The 20,493-nt window shown below is 65.2% G+C and carries 18 protein-coding genes and 1 pseudogene; 7 read left to right on the forward strand and 12 right to left on the reverse strand.

What is annotated here, in order from left to right; translation table 11 throughout:
- Positions 1-144: 144 nt before the first annotated feature.
- Positions 145-753 carry an oligoribonuclease gene (gene orn / locus U5L98_RS13695; protein ID WP_322558818.1) on the reverse strand — a complete coding sequence of 203 codons (609 nt, stop codon included), beginning with the start codon at positions 751-753 and terminating at the stop codon, positions 145-147.
- A gap of 86 nt (positions 754-839) precedes the next feature.
- Here orn and rsgA point away from each other — a divergent pair, with 86 nt between their 5' ends.
- The 3 genes from rsgA to asd are packed head-to-tail and all read left to right on the forward strand — an operon-like array spanning position 840 to position 3,668.
- A complete protein-coding gene (rsgA, locus tag U5L98_RS13700) occupies positions 840-1,886 on the forward strand; it encodes a small ribosomal subunit biogenesis GTPase RsgA (RefSeq protein WP_322558819.1) in 1,047 nt (348 codons plus the stop codon).
- Positions 1,887-1,931: 45 nt separating this feature from the next.
- Positions 1,932-2,777 carry a sulfurtransferase gene (locus U5L98_RS13705; protein ID WP_322558820.1) on the forward strand — a complete coding sequence of 282 codons (846 nt, stop codon included), beginning with the start codon at positions 1,932-1,934 and terminating at the stop codon, positions 2,775-2,777.
- A 54-nt stretch (positions 2,778-2,831) separates the two neighbouring features.
- Entirely contained in the window at positions 2,832-3,668 is an 837-nt protein-coding gene (gene asd / locus U5L98_RS13710; protein ID WP_322558821.1) for an archaetidylserine decarboxylase, read from the forward strand.
- On the opposite strand, the pseudogene epmA reads toward asd, so the two are convergent.
- Both epmA and efp read right to left on the reverse strand, forming a co-directional pair.
- Positions 3,665-4,637 (reverse strand): annotated as a pseudogene (gene epmA, locus U5L98_RS13715) (EF-P lysine aminoacylase EpmA). The gene asd and the pseudogene epmA overlap by 4 nt on opposite strands.
- A 7-nt stretch (positions 4,638-4,644) precedes the next feature.
- Positions 4,645-5,211: an elongation factor P gene (efp, locus tag U5L98_RS13720; protein ID WP_151443081.1), complete on the reverse strand. Its 567-nt coding sequence runs from the start codon at positions 5,209-5,211 to the stop codon at positions 4,645-4,647.
- A gap of 108 nt (positions 5,212-5,319) precedes the next feature.
- Between efp and epmB the strand changes: the two genes are divergently transcribed.
- Entirely contained in the window at positions 5,320-6,357 is a 1,038-nt protein-coding gene (gene epmB / locus U5L98_RS13725; RefSeq protein ID WP_322558822.1) for an EF-P beta-lysylation protein EpmB, read from the forward strand.
- 105 nt (positions 6,358-6,462) lie between these two features.
- Here epmB and leuA read toward each other — a convergent pair whose 3' ends face one another.
- The 7 genes from leuA to pgi all read right to left on the reverse strand — a co-directional run bounded on the left by leuA (position 6,463) and on the right by pgi (position 17,269).
- The gene (gene leuA / locus U5L98_RS13730; protein WP_322558823.1) at positions 6,463-8,169 is read right to left on the reverse strand and encodes a 2-isopropylmalate synthase; all 1,707 of its coding nucleotides are present in this window, start codon (positions 8,167-8,169) and stop codon (positions 6,463-6,465) included.
- 337 nt (positions 8,170-8,506) lie between these two features.
- Positions 8,507-9,385, reverse strand: a complete 879-nt coding sequence (locus U5L98_RS13735; protein ID WP_322558824.1) for an ion transporter — start codon at positions 9,383-9,385, stop codon at positions 8,507-8,509.
- Positions 9,382-10,596 (reverse strand): phosphoserine phosphatase SerB, encoded by a 1,215-nt coding sequence (gene serB, locus U5L98_RS13740; RefSeq protein ID WP_322558825.1) that lies wholly within the window; start codon positions 10,594-10,596, stop codon positions 9,382-9,384. Before serB ends, U5L98_RS13735 begins: the two co-directional genes overlap by 4 nt.
- Positions 10,593-12,845, reverse strand: a complete 2,253-nt coding sequence (gene parC, locus U5L98_RS13745; protein WP_322558826.1) for a DNA topoisomerase IV subunit A — start codon at positions 12,843-12,845, stop codon at positions 10,593-10,595. The genes serB and parC overlap by 4 nt, the downstream gene beginning before the upstream one ends.
- A 160-nt stretch (positions 12,846-13,005) precedes the next feature.
- Positions 13,006-14,886 carry a DNA topoisomerase IV subunit B gene (gene parE / locus U5L98_RS13750; RefSeq protein WP_322558827.1) on the reverse strand — a complete coding sequence of 627 codons (1,881 nt, stop codon included), beginning with the start codon at positions 14,884-14,886 and terminating at the stop codon, positions 13,006-13,008.
- Between the two features lie 3 nt (positions 14,887-14,889).
- Complete coding sequence (locus tag U5L98_RS13755; protein WP_322558828.1) at positions 14,890-15,558, reverse strand: YqiA/YcfP family alpha/beta fold hydrolase; 669 nt, start codon at positions 15,556-15,558, stop codon at positions 14,890-14,892.
- Between the two features lie 28 nt (positions 15,559-15,586).
- The gene (gene pgi / locus U5L98_RS13760; RefSeq protein WP_322558829.1) at positions 15,587-17,269 is read right to left on the reverse strand and encodes a glucose-6-phosphate isomerase; all 1,683 of its coding nucleotides are present in this window, start codon (positions 17,267-17,269) and stop codon (positions 15,587-15,589) included.
- Between the two features lie 85 nt (positions 17,270-17,354).
- Between pgi and cmoA the strand changes: the two genes are divergently transcribed.
- The 3 genes from cmoA (at position 17,355) to U5L98_RS13775 (ending at position 19,501) form a co-directional block, all read left to right on the forward strand.
- Positions 17,355-18,098: a carboxy-S-adenosyl-L-methionine synthase CmoA gene (gene cmoA, locus U5L98_RS13765; protein ID WP_322558830.1), complete on the forward strand. Its 744-nt coding sequence runs from the start codon at positions 17,355-17,357 to the stop codon at positions 18,096-18,098.
- 1 nt (position 18,099) lies between these two features.
- Entirely contained in the window at positions 18,100-19,092 is a 993-nt protein-coding gene (gene cmoB / locus U5L98_RS13770) for a tRNA 5-methoxyuridine(34)/uridine 5-oxyacetic acid(34) synthase CmoB (RefSeq protein WP_322558831.1), read from the forward strand.
- Positions 19,093-19,264: 172 nt separating this feature from the next.
- The gene (locus U5L98_RS13775; RefSeq protein ID WP_322558832.1) at positions 19,265-19,501 is read left to right on the forward strand and encodes a hypothetical protein; all 237 of its coding nucleotides are present in this window, start codon (positions 19,265-19,267) and stop codon (positions 19,499-19,501) included.
- A 149-nt stretch (positions 19,502-19,650) separates the two neighbouring features.
- Here the strand turns inward: U5L98_RS13775 and U5L98_RS19050 are convergent, their stop codons facing one another.
- A complete protein-coding gene (locus U5L98_RS19050; protein ID WP_416208247.1) occupies positions 19,651-19,818 on the reverse strand; it encodes a DUF4160 domain-containing protein in 168 nt (55 codons plus the stop codon).
- On the reverse strand, positions 19,815-20,489 hold the full coding sequence (locus U5L98_RS13780; RefSeq protein ID WP_322558833.1) for a zinc metallopeptidase: 675 nt from the start codon (positions 20,487-20,489) through the stop codon (positions 19,815-19,817). Before U5L98_RS13780 ends, U5L98_RS19050 begins: the two co-directional genes overlap by 4 nt.
- Positions 20,490-20,493 lie beyond the last annotated feature (4 nt).

A 20,493-nucleotide genomic window follows, 5' to 3' on the forward strand; every position in this document is an offset into this window, starting at 1 on the left:
GCCGAATGCCGGCAACGCTGCCGATGCCTCCAGCATCGATGCCTCACGCCATAACCGGCGCCGCCGCTAGGGCCGCGATAATCGACATTCCGCCAGGCGCCGACTCCTTAGCGCTCGCGTTCGCACTTTGGCCTCGAAGAGGCCTCACTCTTCTTCGTCGCGCTCGTCGTCGGCCAGGCGGAGAAAGGTGCCACGGTAATGCGCCAGCTCGGCGATGGACTCCTTGATGTCGTCCATGGCGAGATGAACGTTGCGCTTCTGGAAACCGACCAGCGCCCCAGGATTCCAGCGCTTGGCCAGCTCCTTCAGGGTCGAGACATCCAGGTTGCGGTAGTGGAAGAAGGCCAGCAACTCGGGCATCTCCCGCTCGAGGAAGCGACGATCCTGGTGAATGCTGTTGCCGCACATGGGCGAGGTGCCGGGCGCGACATGCTCCTTGAGAAAGGCCAGCGTAAGCCGCTCGGCCTCGGCGGTGTCGACCAGGCTATCCTTGACACGTTTGACCAGGCCGGAGGCACCATGAGTCTTGGTGTTCCAGTCGTCCATCGCCTCGAGAAGGGCACCGGACTGCTGCACCGCGATCACCGGCCCCTCGGCGACGACATTGAGCTCGCTGTCGGTGACCAGGGTCGCCACCTCGATGATCCGCTCACGGTTCGGGTCGAGACCGGTCATCTCCAGGTCGATCCAGACCAGTCGGTTCTGGCGCGGGTCCTGGGTGTTAGGGGTCTCGGACGAAGAGTGCTCTGCCATGGGGGTTCCTCGCATGATGCCCGCTGACGACAGCGACCACCTTAGGTGAGTACAATGAGCCCCATTGTAGCGAGCTTCAGGCCCCCATGAGCAAACGCAATTTGAGCCGCCAGCAGCGCTGGCGCGTCGACAAGGTCCAGGCCGAGCGCGCCCGGCGTGCCGACCGGCGCGACTCCCGGGATGGCGAGAAGCTGGCCGCAGGCGAGTACGGACCCGAACAGGGCGGCCGAGTGATCGCTCACTTCGGCCGCACCCTGGATGTGCGCCCCGAGCAGGGCGGCAAGGCCGTGCGTTGCCACCTGCGCGCCAACCTCGAGGGGCTGGTAACCGGCGACCGAGTGATCTGGCGCGCCGCCCACGACGCCAATGACGGCGTAGTGGTGGCGCGGGGCGAGCGCGACAGCGTCCTGGAACGACCCGACGCACGCGGCCAGCTCAAGCCGGTGGCCGCCAACATCGACCAGATCATGATCGTCTTCGCGGTGGAACCGGCACCCCATGCCAACCTGATCGACCGCTACCTGGTGGCCGCCGAGGCCACCGGCATCGCCCCGGTGCTGGTGCTCAACAAGATCGATCTGCTTCCACGGCATGGTGGTGAACTGCGCGACCTGCTGGCCCGCTACGAGGCACTGGGCTATCCGGTGGTCACCACCACCACCGAACGTGCGGATGGCCTCTCGGCCTTGCACGCCCGGCTGGCCGGGCGCACCTCGGTATTCGTTGGTCAGAGCGGCGTGGGCAAGTCCTCGCTGATCGACCGCCTGCTGCCGGACGAGGAACTTCGTATCGGGGCGCTGTCGAAGGATTCGCGCAAGGGCACCCATACCACCACCACCGCGCGACTCTACTCCCTGCCGAGCCCCACCTCGGACGCCGCCGCAGAGGCCAGTGGCGGCGAGTTGATCGACTCGCCGGGGATCCGCGAGTTCGGCCTGGGACACCTGAACGAGCAGGAAGTCGCCGAGGGCTTCGTGGAGTTTCGCGACCTTCTGGGCCACTGCCGCTTTCGTGACTGTCGCCACCGTCATGAGCCGGGTTGCGCCCTGCTCGCCGCAGTGGAGCGTGGCGACGTCCACCCCGAACGCTTTGCCAGCTACCGACGCATCCTCGAGAGTCTCGGGGAAACGTGAATCGAGGAGCCTGAATCAAGGGGCCGAATATAAGGAGAGTGCACCATGAGTTCCGAAGACAATCTGCTCCCCCTGATCATCGAGCCCGAGCAGCTCGCCGACCACCTGGACGAGCCGTCGCTGCTGGTCATCGACGTGCCGCTCAGGGCCGAGAGCTATGGCGAGGGACACGTCCCCGGGGCCGTCTTCCTGGATCATCGCCTGCTGATGCGCGGCGAGGATCCGGCCGGTTGCTGCGTACCTAACGACGTGCCTACGGTCGAGGCGCTCTCCCGGCTGTTCTCGTCGCTCGGCCTGACTCGCGACACCCATGTGGTCGCCTACGATGACGAGGGTGGCGGCTGGGCCGGCCGCCTGCTCTGGACCCTGGAGCTGATTGGCCACAACCGCTACTCCTATCTCAACGGCGGCATCCATGCCTGGCGGGCGGCCGGTCAGCCTGTTTCCACCGAAACCGAGGCTCCCAGGCCCAGCGACTACGAGGCAGAGATTCTGCATCCCGAGGCCGCCATCGACCGCCTAGAACTCCAGGAACGCCTGGACGAGAAGGGATTCGCGATCTGGGATGCCCGCTCCCCCGAGGAGTACCGTGGCGAGAAGGGCGACAATACACGTCTCGGCCACATTCCCGGTGCGGTGAACATGGAGTGGACCGATGCCATGGACAAGGAGCATGCTCTGCGAATCCGCGACTATGCGGAGCTCATCACCGAGCTCGAGGCCCTGGGTCTGACCCCGGACATGGAGGTGGTCACCCACTGCCAGAGCCACCATCGCAGCGGCTTCACCTGGCTGGTGGGCAAGGCGCTGGGCTTCGAGAAGATCCGTGGCTATGCCGGCTCCTGGAAGGAATGGGGCAACCGCGATGATACGCCAGTAGAGAAGCCGTAAGCCGCAAGACGCGGCTGTGCCCAGTTCATTTCGCCATTGAGGAACAATTCCTTCGTGTCCCTAGCCAAGCTGTTTTCCCTGATCCAGTACCCCATCCCCCACCATCTGCTCTCGCGACTGGTGGGCGGGCTCGCCGAGTGCCGACTGCCCTGGCTCAAGAATGTCCTGATCAAGGCCTTCATTCGGCAGTTCCGGGTCGACATGGACGAGGCCATCGAGCCCGATCCGACGGCCTATGCCACCTTCAACGAGTTCTTCACCCGTGCCCTGGAGGAGGACGCCCGCCCCATCGGCGAGGGCCTGGCCTCTCCCGCCGATGGGACACTTTCACAGTTCGGCGCCATCGAGGCCGGACAGCTCCTCCAGGCCAAGGGGCACCGCTTCTCGCTGATGGAGCTGCTCGGCGGCTACGGCGAGGCGGCCCGCCGCTACCTCGGTGGCAGCTTTGCTACCATCTATCTCTCGCCGAGTGACTATCACCGGATCCACATGCCGCTCTCCGGCACCCTGAGAGAGATGGTCTACGTGCCGGGTCGGCTGTTTTCGGTCAATGCCGCCACCACCAAGCATGTACCCAATCTTTTCGCCCGCAACGAGCGGCTGGTTTGCCACTTCGATACCGAGCAGGGCCCTATGGTGGTGGTGCTGGTGGGGGCAATGATCGTCGCCGCCATCGAGACGGTATGGGCCGGCCAGATCACGCCCCTGCCCCGAAGTGGCGTGCAGCGGATCCGCTTCGATACCCCGGTACGGCTGGAAAAGGGCGAGGAGATGGGACGCTTCAAGCTAGGCTCCACGGTGGTGATGGCCTTCGCCGAGCCGGCCACTTTCACCGACGCCCTCGAGCCCGGCGCCAAGGTGCAGATGGGACAGTCGCTGGGAAGCTTCTAACAACGCGGCGTGGCGAAGGCCATGACCTCCGCCACACTCTGCTTGCCCAGCGCCAGCTGGATCAGCCGGTCGAGGCCGAGCGCCACGCCGCTGCCTTCGGGCATGCCATGCGCCAGCGCCGCCAGCAGGCGCGCATCCACGTCGACTTCGGGCAAGCCCGCAGCACGCCGGGCGGCGTTGTCCGCTGCGAAGCGCGCTGCCTGTTCGTCGGCATCGGTGAGCTCGTCGTAGCCATTGGCCAGCTCCAGCCCCTCGAGATAGAGCTCGAAGCGCGATGCCACCCGGGCGCCGTCCTCGGGGTCGCGATGGTGGCGAGCCAGTGCCGCCTGACTGGCCGGATAGTCCACGACCACATCGAGGCCAGCTGCCGAGGTGGGGCTCGATCTCGAGGCTCATCAACAGGTCGAGACATCCGTCGCGATCACTGTCGGCCATGTCCAGGCCACCCCGCCGCCCGGCCAGGCGCCGCAGAGCATCGAGGGGTGCCGTGAAAGGGTCAGTGGCCAGGGTCTCGCGGAACAGCTCGCGGTAGCGAAGCCGGCGCAGCGGGCCCGGCTCACGGCCCAGCACGTTGCTCACCAGCGAACCGGTCTCCTCGATAAGCTCATCGAGACCCCGCCCGGGGCGATACCACTCCAGCATGGTGAACTCGAGGTTGTGGCGCCGGCCCACCTCGCCATCGCGAAAGCTCCTGGCCAGTTGGAAGATCGGCCCGCTACCGGCGGCCAGCAGCCGCTTCATGTGGAACTCCGGGGAGGTCTGCAGCCAGAGCCGCTCGCGCCCGGCCGAGGTGGTGGCCTGGGCAGAGAGAGAGGCCAGGTGCACCTCGGTACTGCCGCCGTGACCCAGCACCGGCGTCTCCACCTCCAGTACTCCGCGTTCGGTGAAGAAGGCGCGCACTCTCGCCAGCAGCCGGGCACGCTCGCGCAGTGTCTCGATGTCGGCGGTCGGCTGCCAGTCTACCTCCATCCGTCGACTAGGCCCGGCTGACGTACTCACCGGTGCGCGTATCCACCTTGAGAACTTCGCCCTCCTCGATGAACAAGGGGACCTTGACCACCGCGCCTGAAGAAAGAACTGCTGGCTTGGAGCCCCCCTGGGCGGTATCACCCTTGAGGCCTGGATCGGTCTCGGTCACCTGCAGCTCGATGAAGTTCGGCGGGCTGACGTTGATCACGTTATCGTTCCACAGCGTCACGGTGTAGGGAACCTGCTCCTTGAGCCACTTCTCGGTATCTCCCAGGGCCTTCTTCTCCACGGCATACTGCTCGAAGGAGCCATCGGTCTTCATGAAATACCACATGTCACCATCGGTGTAGAGATACTCCATTTCCAGCTCGAGGACGTCGGCGGCCTCCAGGGAGTCGCCTGACTTGAAAGTTCGCTCCCAGACGCGGCCGGTCATCAGGTTGCGCAGCTTGACGCGGTTGAAGGCCTGCCCCTTGCCGGGCTTGACCAGCTCGTTCTCGACGATGCTGCACGGGTCACCGTCCAGCATCACCTTCAGCCCGCCCTTGAATTCGTTGGTAGAATAATTGGCCATGATGACTTACCCATATTCGAGCGCGCCACCGGCACTGGCCGGGGGCGCGCGTAAGCAGATGAAGTTCAACGGGGCGCTCGTCCCCGTTCGCATTGACTGGTGTAGCGCATGATAACCCGAAGCCCGACCCCTTTGCAGCGTCATGACCGGGAGTCCCAGCTACTGCCCATCCAGACCCCCTGGCAGACCCAACTGGCCAGGGCGATCCGCGACCCTCGCGAGCTGTGCCGTCGCCTGGGGCTCGACGAGGCATGGTGGCCTGGTGCCGAGGCTGGCCATACGCTGTTCGAGGTGCGCGTGCCCGAGGCCTATCTGGCGCGCATCCGCCCTGGCGACCCGTTCGACCCCTTGCTGCACCAGGTGCTGCCGCTGGCCGAGGAAGCAATGCCGATGGCAGGCTACGTGACCGACCCCCTGGCCGAGGCCGAGCATGCGCCCGCTCCGGGGCTGATCCACAAGTATGCCGGCCGGGTACTGCTCATCGCGAGCCCCGCCTGCGCGGTTAACTGCCGCTACTGCTTTCGCCGCCACTTCCCCTACGAGGAAAATGCTCCCTCGCGCGCGCAGTGGGAGACCACCCTCGATCACCTGCGAGCCGACACCACCATTCACGAAGCCATCCTCTCCGGGGGGGACCCCCTGGCCGCCAGCGACCGCCAGCTGGCCTGGCTGGTCGAGCGTCTGGAGGGAATTCCTCAACTAAAGCGCCTGCGAATCCACACCCGCCTGCCGGTGGTGATCCCCGAGCGCATCGACGACGCCCTGCTCGGCTGGCTCGGCGCCACCCGCCTGCAGAAGGTGATGGTGCTGCACATCAACCATGCCAACGAGATCGACGAGGCTGTCATAACGGCATGCGGCAGGCTGAGCGCTGCGGGCGTGACCTTGCTCAACCAGAGCGTGCTGCTACGCGGGGTCAACGATGCTATAGCGCCCCTCGCCGAGCTTTCCGAGCGGCTATTCGAGGCCGGCATCCTGCCCTACTACCTCCACGTGCTCGACCCGGTGGCCGGGGCGGCGCACTTCGACGTGGCCGACGACGAGGCTCGCGACCTGGTCGCGAGCCTGCGGGAGGTGCTGCCGGGCTTCCTGATGCCGCGGCTGGTGCGGGAGATTCCCGGCGAGGCGAGCAAGACGCCGCTGTAAGCCGGAAGCTTGAAGCTTTAAGCCGTAAGAAAACCCAACCCCATGCCGACTGATCGACATGGGATTGGGTTTCTCGGGGTTTCTTAAAGCTTCCAGCTTATGGCTTCAAGCTAAGGTGTCGGCGGTCACATTGGGCGCCGGGGCCTGGGTGGACAGGTGGCGATTGAGAGCGCTCATCACCGCCTTCATGGAGGCACTGGTGATGCTCTCGTCGGTCCCGACGCCGAACACCGCCTCGTTGCCCGCGCGTACCTCCACGTAGGCGATCGCCTCGGCGTCGGCGCCCTGGCCCCGGGAGTGCTCGTGGTAGTCGATGATCTCCACGTCATGCCCGGCCGCTGCCAGCGCCTTGATGAAGGCAGCAAGCGGGCCATTGCCCTCGCCCTGGATGGTGCGACGCTCGCCGTCCTCCTCGATGGTCGCCTCCAGGTTCACCTTGGGGCTATCGGGCTCGGAAGAGAGGCGGTGGCCGACCAGACTGAAGGGTGAGGCCTTGGCCAGGTACTCGTCGACGAAGGCCTGGTAGATCATGTGCGATGTGATCTCGCGCCCCAAGCGGTCGGCCACCTCCTGCACCACATGACTGAACTCCATGGAAAGCCGCCGAGGCAGCTCGATGCCGTACTCCTGTTCCAACAGGTAGGAGACTCCACCCTTGCCGGACTGGCTGTTGACACGGATCACCGCCTCGTAGCTACGGCCGACATCCAGCGGGTCGATGGGCAGGTAGGGAACCCCCCAGATGGCATCCGGGTCGGCACGGCGCTCGGCCATGCCCTTCTTGATGGCGTCCTGGTGGGAGCCGGAAAAGGCCGTGAACACCAGATCACCGACATAAGGATGACGGGGGTGGACCGGCAACTGATTGCAGTGCTCCACCTCACGCATGATCGGCGTGATATTGGAGAAGTCGAGTCCCGGGTGCACGCCCTGGGTATAGAGGTTCATTGCCATCGTCACTATGTCGACATTGCCGGTCCGCTCGCCGTTGCCGAACAGGGTACCCTCGACACGATCACCGCCAGCCATGATCCCCAGCTCAGCGGCGGCAACGCCGGTACCGCGATCATTGTGGGGGTGCAAGCTGACGATCAGGCTCTCGCGGTTGGTGACGTTACGACAGAACCACTCGATCTGGTCGGCATAGTTGTTGGGTGTGGCAACCTCAACCGTGGCTGGCAGGTTGACGATCATCGGCTTGTCGACGGTCGGCCGGTAGACGTCCGCCACCGCTTCGACGATCTCCACGGCGAAATCCATCTCGGTGGTGGTGAACAGCTCCGGTGAGTACTGGAAGGTCCAGTTGGTCTCGGGGGCTTCCTCCATACGACGGCGAATCTGAGTGGTGGCATCCACGGCGATCTGGATGCACTCCTCCTTGCTGACATGGAAGACCACGCGGCGGAAGACCGGATCGGTGGCATTGTAGACATGGACGATGGCATTCTTCGCCCCCTTCAGCGCTTCGAAGGTACGATCGATCAGATGGGGCCGAGCCTGAGTCAGCACCTGGATCGAGACATCATCGGGCACCTTGTCCTGCTCGATGAGGGCACGCACGAAATCGAAGTCGGTCTGGGATGCCGAGGGGAAGCCCACCTCGATCTGCTTGAAGCCGATCTTGACCAGAAGGTCGAAGAGGCGCTGCTTGCGCTCCTGGTCCATGGGATCGATCAGTGCCTGGTTGCCGTCGCGCAGGTCGACGCTGCACCACTGCGGCGGCGTCTCGATGCGGCGATTGGGCCACTGGCGGTCGGGCAGGTCGACGGCCACGAATGGGCGGTACTTGGTGACGGGGTTATCGAGCATCATGGTGGCGTTCTCCCTGGTGTGCGGCGGCCTTCAGAAACGACGACGCCCCGCCGGCCGTGAGGCGAGCGGGGCATCGTGACGAGACGCCCGCACTGTCTCGACCATGACGTGCTCAGGATATGCACGAGAAGCATACTGACAGGAATCGGCAACAGCGGCAATGCATGGGGCAGGTACTGCGTGTGGTGGACATCGTGCGACCTCGTTTCAACCGGAACTTCGTACTAGCGGGTTGCGGGCTGGTCAGGCGATGGCGACGCCAAGGCGTCGCCCGTCGCGCTCAGCGAGCAGGCTAGTAGTAGTCGTAGATCGAGAACGAGGAAGCAAAATGTCATATTCATGCCTCTAGAGAATCAGTCTTTCTCGCTTCTGTCAACGTCGACATCTGCCGATGTCCGGCCATCATCGCCGCCTCCATGCGGTCGAGCTGGTCACGCAGCTGACGCACGTCGTGACGCAGGCCATGCAGTTCCGCGGCCTCGCCCTCGCCGCTCTCGAGCTCCATCTGCAGGTTTTCCTTCTGCATGACATCGAGCACGATGCCGATCATCATGTTCAGAAAGATGAAGGCAGTGAGGAAAATAAATGTCAGGTAGTAGATCCAGCTCCAGGCATACACCTCCTGAGTGGCGTACATGACGTCAGTCCAGTCCTCGAAGGTCGCCACTCGAAACAGGGTCAGCATCGCCGTCGAGATATTGCCCCACAGGAAGTCATCAATATCGGCGAACAGGAAGCTGCCGATGGCCGCGTAGATGTAGAAGATGATGAACATCAGCAGGGCAACGTAACCCATTCGCGGTATCGACTTGAACAGTGCAGCGATCAGCATGCGCAGCTCGGGAATCATCGATACCAGACGCAGCACACGGAAGATGCGCAGCAGCCGCGCCAGCAGCACCATCTCCGAGTCGTCCAGGGGAATCAGGCTAGCGGTAACGATGAGGAAGTCGAAAACGTTCCATCCCTTGCGGAAAAAGTCGCGCAGTCGCTTCTCGGCGGCCATGCGGATCAGGATCTCCACCAGGAAGAACACCGTAACCGCCACATCCATGGCCAGCAGCCACTGCTGGAAGGGGCTGACTTCCTCTTCGTAGGTCTTGGCGCCAATCAGCAGCGCTGAAACCACGATAATGGTGATCACCGTCAGCTCGAAGGCCTTGTGGGCGCGCAGCCGCTCGAAGCGATCGCGCCAGGTCTCGAAGCTTGTGCTCACGATTCCCTCTCCTCCAGATCCCCCTGGCGATAACCAATCAGATAGAGCACGGCATCCAGCCCCAAGGTGGAGATCGACTGGCGCGCTTCGGCCCGCACCAGAGGTTTGGCCCGGAAGGCGATGCCGAGCCCTGCGGCGGCGAGCATCTTGAGGTCATTGGCCCCGTCGCCCACGGCGATGGTCTGCTCCATGGCCAGGCCCTCGCGGCGAGCGATCTCGTGGAGCAGTTCGGCCTTGCGGTCGGCATCGAGGATCGGCTCGCGCACCTCGCCGGTGACCTTGCCATCTTCGATCAGCAGCTCGTTGGCATGGACTTCGTCGAATCCGAGCTTCTCCTGCAGGTGGCGGGCGAAATAGCTGAAGCCACCCGAGAGGATCGCCGTGCGATAGCCCAGTCGCTTGAGGTGCCACATCAGCCGCTCGAGGCCATCCATCAGCGGCAGGGATTCGGCGATCTCGGCGAGCACCGACTCATCCAGCCCCTTGAGCTTCGCCATGCGCTCGCGAAAGCTCTGCTGGAAGTCGAGCTCGCCACGCATGGCCCGCTCAGTGACTTCGGCGACTTCATCACCCACACCGTGACGCCGTGCCAGCTCATCGATCACCTCGGTCTGGATCAGGGTGGAGTCCATGTCGAAGCAGACCAGGCGGCGATGCCGGCGCCAGATGGAGTCTTCCTGAAGGGCAATGTCCACGCCGTGCATGGCACCCAGCGCCAGCGCCTTTTCGCGCAAGGCGTCGAGGTCGACCTCCTCACCGCGTAGCCAGCACTCCACGCAGGCGCCGTGCTCGGGCGTGCCACCGTCCAGCGGCTCGCGACCGGAGAGGCGGTGGATCAGCTCCACGGTCAGGCCGTGCTCGGCGGTCAACGCTCCCACCTCGGCCAGGATCCCCGCCGGCAGGTGAGGCGCCAGCAGGGTCAGGATCAGCCGCGGCTGGCTCGCCTGCACGCTCCAGCGCTGGTAGTCCTCGGCGCTCACCTGGATCGCCTGGATGTCCAGCCCCAGGGCCTCACCCGTCGCGGCCAGGGCGCCTTCCAGATCGCTCTCCTGGGCGAGCCCCACCAGGACCTCCAGGGAGAGGATGCCGAAGGTCACGCTCTGGTTGATGTCCAGCAGCCGGGCGCCGCTGGACGCCAGGGCCTTGCCGAGGCCAGCCAACTGGCCAGGGCGTGCCACACCGGTGGCGCGGATCAGTACTCGTCGTGTCATTCGGAAGCCTCCAGCCGGTCGACCTTCTGCAGGCCACGGGGCAGCTTGCTGCCGCGCCGGCCACGTTCGCCGCGATAGTAGTCCAGATCGGCGGCCTTGAGGGTCAGGTGGCGCTTGCCGGCATGCACCACCAGCGCCGCGCCGGCGGGCAGCACCACCAGGTCGCGCACGAACTCCTCGCGTCGGGCGGCCCGGGCGCCGGGGATGTCGATCATCTTGTTGCCCTTGCCCTTGCCCATCTCGGGCAGCTGCGCAAGCTCGAAGACCAGCAGCCGTCCCTCGTTGGAGACCGCGGCCACGCTGGCGCCCTCCCCGGCCGGCAGCTCCAACGGCGGCAGGACATTGCAGCCCTTGGGCACGCTGAGGATCGCCTTGCCCGACTTGTTTTTGCCGATCAACGCGTCGAGGGGCGCGATGAAGCCGTAGCCGCCGTCCGAAGCCAGCAGGAAGCGTCTGTCCGGCGGTGCCAGCATCAGACCGGCCATGTGGGCCCCGGCCGCCACATTGACGCGCCCGGTGACCGGTTCGCCCTGGCCCCGGGCACTGGGCAGGTTATGGGCCGACAGCGTGTAGGTCCGGCCGGTATCATCCAGCAGCACCAGCGGTTGGTTGGTCTTGCCCCGGACGGCGAGGTGGAAGCGGTCGCCGGCCTTGTAGGAGAGCCCGGTGGGGTCGATCTCGTGGCCCTTGGCGCTGCGGATCCAGCCCTTCTCGGAGAGCACCACGGTGACCGGGTCAGCGCCGACCAGCTCCACCTCGGAGAGCGCCCGTGCCTCCTCGCGCTCGACCAGCGGCGAGCGGCGGGCATCGCCGTGTGCCTCGGCGGCGGCACGCAGCTCCTCCTCGATCAGGTCGGTGAGCTTCGCCTCGCTACCCAGCAGCTCTTGCAGACGCTTACGCTCGGCCTCGAGCTCGTCCTGCTCGCCGCGGATCTTCATCTCCTCGAGCTTCGCGAGGTGGCGCAGGCGCAGCTCGAGGATCGCCTCGGCCTGGCGGTCGGAGAGTGCGAATGCCTCCATCAGTGCCGCCTTAGGCTCATCCTCCTCGCGGATGATGCGGATCACCTCGTCGATGTTGAGGTAGGCAGCCAGCAGGCCCTCGAGGATATGCAAGCGGTCCTCGACCTTGCCCAGCCGGTGCTCGAGGCGCCGACGCACCGTAGCACGGCGGAAGCGCAGCCACTCACCGAGCATGTCGGGTAGCGCCATGACCCGCGGGCGGCCGTCCAGGCCGATCACGTTCATGTTGACGCGGATGTTCTTCTCGAGGTCGGTGGTGGCGAAGAGGTGCGCCATCAGCGCCTCGATGTCGACCCGGTTGGAGCGCGGCTCGATCACCAGCCGCGTCGGCTCCTCATGGGTCGATTCGTCGCGCAGGTCGGCGACCATGGGCAGCTTCTTGGCCTGCATCTGGGCGGCGATCTGCTCGAGCACCTTGGCCCCGCTCACCTGGTAGGGCAGCGCGGTGACCACCACGTTGCCCTCCTCGCGCACGTAGCGGCCCCGCAGCTTCACCGAGCCGCGCCCGCTCTCGTAGAGCTTTCGCAGGTCGCTGCGCGAGGTGATGATCTCCGCCTCGGTGGGAAAGTCTGGCGCCGGCATATGTGCGAGCAGGTCCGTCGTGGTGGCCTGGGGGTTGCGCAGGAGGTGGCAAGTGGCCTCGACCACTTCGCTCACGTTATGGGGGGGAATGTCGGTCGCCATGCCCACGGCAATGCCGGTGCCGCCGTTGAGCAGCACGTGGGGCAGACGCGCCGGCAATACCACCGGTTCGTTCATGGTGCCGTCGAAGTTGGGGGTCCAGTCCACGGTGCCCTGGCCGAGCTCTGCGAGCAGCACCTCGGCAAACTTCGACAGCCGCGCCTCGGTATAGCGCATGGCGGCGAAGGACTTGGGATCATCGGGGCTGCCCCAGTTGCCCTGGCCGTCCACCAGCGGATAGCGATAGCTGAACGGCTGGGCCATCAGCACCATGGCTTCATAGCAGGCGCTGTCGCCGTGGGGGTGGAACTTGCCCAGCACATCGCCGACGGTGCGCGCCGACTTCTTGTACTTGGCACTGGCACCCAGCGCCAGCTCGCGCATGGCGTAGATGATGCGCCGCTGCACCGGCTTCATGCCGTCGCCGATGTGCGGCAGCGCCCGGTCGAGGATGACGTACATCGAATAGTCGAGGTACGCCTTCTCGGTGTACTCGCGCAGCGATAGGCGCTCGACGTCGCCCTCCGCTACCTGGATATCCATACTCATAGCTCGGTGGCCTTATTCACACTTGTGGAGTCATCGAGGACTGCGCCCCCTTCAACTTCTGTGATGAGCTGTAAGCCGTAAGCTTTAAGCTGTAAGTCACCCCACCTGCACAGGTGTTTCTTACAGCTTATGGCTTAAAGCTTACAGCTCCCCGAAGGGGCTAGACCTCTATATCCGCCAGGTTGCCGTAGTCTTCGAGCCAGCTCTTGCGGTCGCCGGCGCGCTTCTTGGCCAGCAGCATGTCCATCATCTCCATGGTGCCGTCGCCGACCTCGCGGGTGAGCTGCACCAGGCGACGGGTGTCCGGCGCCATGGTGGTCTCGCGCAGCTGCAGCGGGCTCATCTCGCCCAGCCCCTTGAAGCGCTGAACATTCACGGTGCCACGCTTGCCCTCGAGCTTGCGCAGGATCGCCGCCTTCTCGCTCTCGTCCAGGGCATAGTGGACCTCCTTGCCCAGGTCGATGCGGTAGAGCGGCGGCATGGCCACGAAGACGTGGCCGGCATCCACCAGCGCCGGGAAGTGACGCACGAAGAGCGCGCACAGCAGGGTAGCGATATGCAGGCCGTCGGAGTCGGCATCGGCGAGGATGCAGATCTTGTGGTAGCGCAACTTGGAGAGGTTATCACTGCCCGGATCCATACCCACGGCAACGGCGATGTCGTGGACCTCCTGGGAGCCGTAGATGTCGTGGGATTCCACCTCCCAGGTGTTGAGGATCTTGCCGCGCAGCGGCAGGATCGCCTGGGTCTCGCGGTTGCGTGCCTGCTTGGCGCTGCCGCCGGCACTGTCGCCCTCCACCAGAAAGAGCTCGCTGCCGGCAGGATCCTGCCCCGAACAGTCGGCCAGCTTGCCGGGCAGCGCCGGGCCCGAGGTAACCTTCTTGCGCGCCACCTTCTTTGAGCTCTTCTGGCGACGCTGGGCGGCATTGATCACCAGTTCGGCCAGAGCTTCGGCCTGGTCCACGTGGTGGTTGAGCCACAGCGAGAAGGCATCCTTGACCACACCGGAGACAAAACCGGCCACGGTGCGCGAGGAGAGCCGCTCCTTGGTCTGGCCGGCGAACTGCGGGTCGAGCATCTTCACCGAGAGCACGTAGGAGACCCGCTCCCACAGGTCCTCGGCGGTAAGCTTGACGCCGCGAGGAAGGAGACTCCGGTACTCGCAGAACTCGCGCAGCGCATCGAGCAGGCCGGCCCGCAGGCCGTTGACGTGGGTGCCCCCCTGGGTCGTAGGGATCAGGTTGACATAGCTCTCGAGCAGCGGCTCGCCGCCCTCAGGGAGCCACTGGATCGCCCAGTCTACGCCGTGCTCGTCGTCGGCGAAGTGGCCAATGAAAGGCGAGGCCGGCAGCACCTCATAGCCGTCTGTGGCCTGGGCCAGGTAGTCGCGCAGGCCATCCGCATACTGCCAGACACTCTCGTTGCCGTCGGGCTCGACCAGGGTGACCTTGAGCCCCGGGCAGAGCACCGCCTTGGCGCGCATCAGGTGCTTTAGGCGTGAGAGCGAGAGCCTGGGACTGTCGAAATAGCTCTCCTCGGGCCAGAAGCGCACTACCGTTCCGCGGGCACGTTTGGGGGCACTGCCGATCACCTGCAGGGGAGACGCCTTGTCGCCGTGCTCGAAGGCCATGCCGTGGCGGCTGCCATCGCGCAACACCTCGATTTCCAGACGCTTGGACAGGGCGTTGACCACCGAAACCCCGACCCCATGCAGGCCGCCGGAAAAGCGATAACTCGATTGGGAGAACTTCCCGCCGGCGTGAAGCCGGGTCATGATCAGCTCGACGCCGGAGACGCCGTGCTCGGGATGGATGTCGATGGGCATGCCACGGCCATCGTCGGAGACCTCGACGCCGCCGTCCTCGAACAGTCGCACGCTGACCTCCCCGGCATGGCCGGCCAGTGCCTCATCGACGCTGTTGTCGATGACCTCCTGGACCATATGGTTGGGCCGCGAGGTGTCGGTATACATGCCGGGGCGTTTGCGCACCGGCTCGAGGCCGGAAAGGACCTCGATGGAGCTGGCACTGTATTGCGTCATGCATCACCCAAAGTGGTTGCGATCATACGTGGCGCCCTCTATTCCGCGGGACTCGCTACCTGACCACCCTGGCGCCAGGCGATGGCCGCCATGGGCGAGGATCGAAGGCAGGTAGTCGGCCAGCGCCGCGAAGCCGTGATCCCCCTGCGAATGCAAGATGGTCCTGGCACCCCGATACAGGGCGAAGGCATCGGCCGGATCCAGGGTCTCGTCGGCGGTTCCCAGCAGCAGCAGATAGCGCTCGGCCATGACACGCTCGGGTGTCAGCGCCTCGAGCTCCTCGAGGTGCGCGGCCTCGATAACGAAGCGCTCGCCGGTATAGGCGTTGTCGAAACGCTCACCGAGCCAGTCTGACACCAGCCGGGCCGGGTTCACCGCCGGATTGATCAGCACCCCCGCCAAGTTGTGGCGCTCGGCGATCAGGCTCGCCAGGAAGCCGCCCATGGAGCTGCCCGCCACCAGCGGCTGTTCACCCAGTTTATCGAGCCGGGATTCCGCCAGCGCCAAGGCCGCCGCGGGCCGGTGCGGCAGCTGTGGCGTTGCGCAGGGCAAGCCGAGTGAGGCACAGACATCACGTACCAGCGCCGCCTTGGGCGAGCCGCTGCCACTGTTGAACCCGTGCAGGTAGAGGACCCCACTGGCGGCCGGTGGATGCCGGGCGGCACTCAGCATACCGCAACCCCTGTACATGCAGCCAGTGTCATCGCGCGCCGCGCTCCGCCGCCCAGACAGCCTCGATCAGCCCCCGGGTCGAGTCGTCCATGTCGGCGATGTCCGCCTGGTGCTCGAGGATCCGCTGGGTCTCGCCGGCGATCTGCTTGCCCAGCTCCACGCCCCACTGGTCGAAGGGATTGATGTCCCAGATCCTTGCTTGAACGAACACCTTGTGCTCATAGAGGGCGATGAGCGCACCCAGGGTCGACGGCGTCAGCCGTTCGAGGAGCAGGGTACTGGAGGGCTGGTTCCCACGATAGCGCTTGTGCACCGGACGCGGGCCGTCGTCGTCGATGGCCTCGTCGCCGAGCATCAGTACCCGCGACTGGGCGAAGCAGTTGGCCAGCGCCAGACGATGCTGGCTCTTCAAGTGCGCTCGGGTGGCACTATCCTCCACTTCATCGTAACGGCGCAGGGGAGCAATGAAGTCACACTCCACGGCCTGAGTCCCCTGGTGAAGCAGCTGGTAAAAGGCATGCTGGGCATTGGGCCCGAGCTGGCCCCAGAGCACCGGGCAGGTGGAATAGCCGACCTGGCACCCGTCGTGGGTCACGGATTTGCCGTTGGATTCCATCTCCAGCTGCTCGAGGTAGGCGGCGAAGAATTCCAGCCGACCGTCGTAGGGCAGGATCGAATGGGCACGAATATCGAGAAAGTTGACGTTCCAGATTCCCGCCAGGGCAAGCAGCACCGGCAGATTGTCGGACAGCGGCGCCTCACTGAAGTGGCAATCCATGGCATACGCCCCGGCCAGCAGCTCGCGGAAGTGCTGCATGCCCACCATCAGGGCAATGGGCAGGCCAATGGCCCCCCACAGCGAATAGCGGCCGCCCACCCACTCCCAGAATTCCAGTTGGTGGTCCTCGGCGATGCCCCACTCGTGCATCTTATCGGGGCTCGCCGAGACACCAATGAAGTGCTGGCGCATCACCAACTCGGCGTCGACGCCCTCCTCGCGATTGACACCCATCAGCCGGCCCATCAGCCAATCCCGCGCAGTGCGGGCATTGGAGAGAGTATCGATGGTGGTGAAGGACTTCGACGAGAGCACGAAGAGGGTCGTCTCGGGATTGAGTCGTGCCAGATAATCGGCCAGTTGGGAGCCGTCCATGGTCGAGGCGAAGTGTACATCGATGGTGTGCACACCCTGCGGTCGATAGTCGGCCAGGGCATGCGTCACCATCAGCGGGCCAAGGTCCGAGCCGCCGACCCCCAGGTTGACCACGTCGCGGATCGCCCGGCCGGTGGCGCCACGCCACTGGCCAGCGTGGAAGCGCTCGACCATGGTGGCCATGCGCTCGAGTGTGGCGTGCACCGAGGGCACCAGGTCCTCGCCCTCCACCATCAGGCTGGCCTCCGGCGGCAGCCTCAGCGCGGTATGCAGGGCCGGCCGGTCCTCGCTACGGTTGACCCGCTCCCCGGCGAGCAGGCCGCGAATCGCCTCGGGCACCTCCGCCTCCCGAGCCAGGGCGAGCAGCCGCTCCAGGGTCTCGTCACGCCAGCGCTGCTTGGAGAGGTCCAGGGTCAGCCCTGCGGCCTGGCGAGTGAAGACCGCGTGACGCCCCGGCGCGCCGGAGAACAGCTCACCCAAGTGGGTGGAGCGCATCTCTCGGGCGTGCGCTGACAGGGCCTGCCAGGCCTCGCGCTGGTCGATCGTGGGATGTGGCATGACCTCCTCCTGGACGTCCTGTCGTGCAGCCGGCGCGGGCACGGCGTAGAATAACGCCCCTTTCCCACGATAACCGGTCGGTTCCATGAGTGACGCATCTTACCGTGACGCGATCTTTTCGACACCCCTGGACCGAGTAGCACGCTTTTCGTTCGATGAGAAGGTCGTCGCCTGCTTTCCCGACATGATTCGCCGCTCGGTGCCCGGTTACGGCCAGATTCTGGGCATGCTGGGCCTGATCGCCGCCCGCCACCTGCGCCACGGTGCTCATGTCTACGACCTGGGATGCTCACTGGGCGCCGCCGGCCTGGCGCTGGCAGGGACGCTGCCCCCGAGCGCCTTTCGCTACACCGGGGTGGACCTTTCCCCAGCGATGGTGGCCCGCGCCCGGGAAACCCTTGCCGCTGAATGCCCCGACCACGCAATGGAAGTGCGCGAGGGCGATATCCGCACCCTAGATTACGGCCCAGCCGGCATGATCGTGCTCAACTTCACCCTTCAGTTCCTGGAACCCGGGGAGCGCGACGCGGTAATCGACCGGCTGTTCCAGGCCCTGGAGCCGGGTGGCGTGCTGGTGCTCTCGGAGAAGATCAAGGCCGCCGACGAGCAGGAGAACGCCTGGCTGGTGGAGCGCTACCACGACTTCAAGCGTGCCAACGGCTACAGCGAGATGGAGATCAGCCAGAAGCGCACCGCCCTGGAGAACGTGCTGGTGCCGGACACCCTGGCGGGCCACCACGAGCGCCTGGCCCGAGCCGGCTTCTCTCGCGCCCACACCTGGTTCCAGTTCCTCAACTTCGCCTCGCTGATCGCCTTCAAGGACGCCTGACATGCCGATCGCGCCCGAACACCGCGCCCTCTACCGGGCCTTTATCGACCAGGGGCTGGATGCCTGGCTGGCCCTCCTCCCCGAGCAGCTGGCCAGTGGACTTGACCGCCAGCGTTTTGGTGATATGCCGGCCTGGGAGAAGGCCGTGGCCAAATTGCCGACGCTGCCAGATGAGCGCCAGGTGTGCCTGGATGCCGATACCATCGCGGTCGAGGCGAATCTCGGTGACAGCCGGCGCCGCCAGTGCGAGAACCTGCTGAAGAAGCTCGCCCCCTGGCGCAAGGGGCCCTACCGGCTCGGCGGCGTCCCGATCGACACCGAGTGGCGCTCGGACTGGAAATGGCAACGAGTGGCGCCGCACCTGGCGCCGCTGGCCGGGCGCCGTGTGCTGGACGTAGGAGGCGGCAACGGCTACCACGCCTGGCGCATGGCCGGCGAAGGCGCCGCCTTCGTACTGGTGATCGATCCCTCGCCGCGCTTCTTCTGGCAATTCCGGGCGGTGCGCCACTTCGTCGGCGACGCCGATGGCGGCCGCACCCATTTCCTGCCGGTGGGTATCGAGGACGTCCCCGAGAAGCTCGGCTTCTTCGATACGGTATTCTCCATGGGCGTGCTCTACCATCGTCGCTCGCCCCTGGAGCATATCCAGCAACTCAAGGAGGCCCTTCGCCCAGGCGGCGAGTTGGTACTGGAGACCCTGGTGGTGGAAGGCGACGAGACGACGGTGCTGCTACCCGGCGAGCGCTACGCCGCCATGCCCAACGTCTACTTCCTGCCTTCATCGGCCGCGCTATGCCAGTGGCTCGAGCGCTGCGGGCTCACCAATGTGCGAGTGGTGGACGAGGCGGAAACCACCACGGAAGAGCAGCGCGCCACCGAATGGATGACCTTCCAGTCGCTGGCCGACTTCCTCGACCCGGACGACCCCACCCTGACCCGCGAAGGCTATCCCGCTCCGCGACGGGCGGTGCTTATCGGCAATCGGCCGGGGTGATGCCCGCTTCTTCACCGGAGCGAGCAGGTGGCCAGGCGCTGACGGTAATCGCCACTTCCGCGGGCGGGCATTGATGCCAGCCCGTTGGGCTCTATACTGAAAGGCAACCGGATACCAAAGCTGCCTTCGGGCGACAGGCTTCCTCTATTTCCCATCGCGTCAGGAGACCTCCATGCAAAATCCCAAGACCGTGATCAAGAAAGAACAGCGCAAGAGCCTTTTTATTCTCATGATCATGGCAATCTACAGCCTGTTGTTCGGCACGGCGATCGTGATTGGCCTGAGCCGTGGCAATCCTCAAATGGCCTCCAACGCCGGCTGGATCATGATCGGTATCGGCATACTCAGCGTCGTACTGTATATCTCTGCTCGCCGCCGTCCCACCAGGTATAACGAGCCCCCTTCCTGAAGCGGGTGGCTCACGAAGCGCCGCAGGCTTACCCGCCATCGCCGTCTATTTAGCGGACGGCAGGTCCACGTGAAGACGCTCTTGCCGGGAGGGAGGGAAAAGTCGCGCCGACTGCGAGCGGCTCGGACTCAAGGTTCAAAGTGTGCATACTATGCCCTCAGAAACTCGTCCCGGTGCCGTTCGACCAGCTTTCGTAACTGGTTGATCTCGTGGGCACGCAGGCGCTTGCTCGATTGTAGCTCTACAGGCTCCAGCCAGAACTTCGCTATCTGCTCGCCGGCCGTCAAGTGAATGTGAGGCGGCTCTCTTTCTATCAACGCCGCAGAATCACCAGCCAGCGCCCCAGGTTGAGAATGCTGGAAAGTGACGCCGCGACATAGGTGAAGGCGCAGGCGGTGAGCACATGGCGGGCACCGGGCATGTCGCGGGCAGGGATATACTCCTTGAGCAGCGGCAGGGCACGCTGGAAGCTGGCATCGAACTCCACCGGCAAGGTCACCAGGTGCACCAGGGCCGCGGTGCCGAAGCTGATCAGCGCGGCAGCCACCACGATGGCCAGCCCTCCAGGCAGGCGAGTCAACACGAACAAGAAGGGGGCGGCCATCATCAGCAATGCCCCGATCTTCTCGGCCTTCTGCGCCACCGCCACCAGCCGCGAGCGAGCCAGCAGCGGCGCGTAGCCCTGCTGGTGCTGAATGGCATGACCCACCTCGTGTGCCGCTACCGTCACCGCGGTGAGCGAACGGCCCCGGTAATGATCCGGCGAGAGCCGTACACGGCGCGCCTCGGGGTCGTAATGGTCGCCCTGCTCGGTCATTTCCACCCTGACACCCTCAAGCCCGAGACGCCGGACCAGGTGGTCGGCCAACTCGCCTCCCGTGCCGGGATACTCCTCTCGCCCACGGGCATGGCGCGCCAGAACCCACTTTGCCCAGACGTTGGGCAGCAGGAAGAGGGCCAGCAGCAGGGCAATCAGCAGTACCACCATGTGA

It is taken from the genome of Halomonas sp. (assembly GCF_034520545.1).
In the GTDB taxonomy this organism is placed as follows: domain Bacteria; phylum Pseudomonadota; class Gammaproteobacteria; order Pseudomonadales; family Halomonadaceae; genus Halomonas.